A 690-nucleotide genomic window follows, 5' to 3' on the forward strand; every position below is an offset into this window, starting at 1 on the left:
GGGCCGGCGAGGGGAACGGGTCCAGAGCTGACGGGAACAGCCACTGCACCGATGCGGCGCCCGGTCCCGGGGGTCACGGGAGACCTCCCGCGGCCGGTCGCCCGTCTCCCCGCTTGGTGGCCGCGATCGCGCACGCCCCGACGGCGGGCGACCCGGCACTGGTCGAACGGCTCATCGCCAACCTGGTGGACAACGCCGTGCGCTACAACGTGCCCGGCGGCCGGGTGGACATCTCCACCCGCGCCGAGGGCGACCGGGCCGTCGTCTCCATCGCGAACACCGGTCCGGCGATCCCGCCCGAGCAGGTCTACCGCCTCTTCGAGCCCTTCCAGCGGCTCGACCGCACCCGCGTCGACGACCATCACGGCCTCGGACTCTCCATCGTCCGCGCCATCGCCGTCGCCCACGACGCCCGGCTCACCGCGGACGCGCGACCGCAGGGCGGCCTCGCCATAGAGATCCACTTCCCGCTCGCGGGGCTCCGGTAGACGGCCCCGGCGGCCGTGGTTTTCCGTGCACGACACCGGTCTACGGGGGACGCGGTGACGCCGAGGTCAGAGAACGTGTGACCGTCGTGTGACCACGGCGGCTCAGATGCGGTAGCCCTCGCGCGGGACGGTCTCGATCACCGGCGGCTGCCCGAGCTTCGAGCGCAGCCGGTTGATCGTCGCCTTCACGGTCGTGGTGAAC

The 690-nt window shown here is 72.9% G+C and carries 2 protein-coding genes; one reads left to right on the forward strand and one right to left on the reverse strand.

What is annotated here, in order from left to right; all coding sequences use genetic code 11:
• The first annotated feature begins 116 nt into the window (after positions 1-116).
• Positions 117-488, forward strand: a complete 372-nt coding sequence (locus tag DMH01_RS42420; RefSeq protein ID WP_233621889.1) for a sensor histidine kinase KdpD — start codon at positions 117-119, stop codon at positions 486-488.
• Positions 489-590: 102 nt separating this feature from the next.
• Here DMH01_RS42420 and DMH01_RS42425 read toward each other — a convergent pair whose 3' ends face one another.
• Positions 591-677 carry a helix-turn-helix domain-containing protein gene (locus DMH01_RS42425; protein WP_370323614.1) on the reverse strand — a complete coding sequence of 29 codons (87 nt, stop codon included), beginning with the start codon at positions 675-677 and terminating at the stop codon, positions 591-593.
• Positions 678-690 lie beyond the last annotated feature (13 nt).

Origin of the sequence: Amycolatopsis sp. WAC 04182 (assembly GCF_003947465.1) — a bacterium.
GTDB lineage: Bacteria > Actinomycetota > Actinomycetes > Mycobacteriales > Pseudonocardiaceae > Amycolatopsis.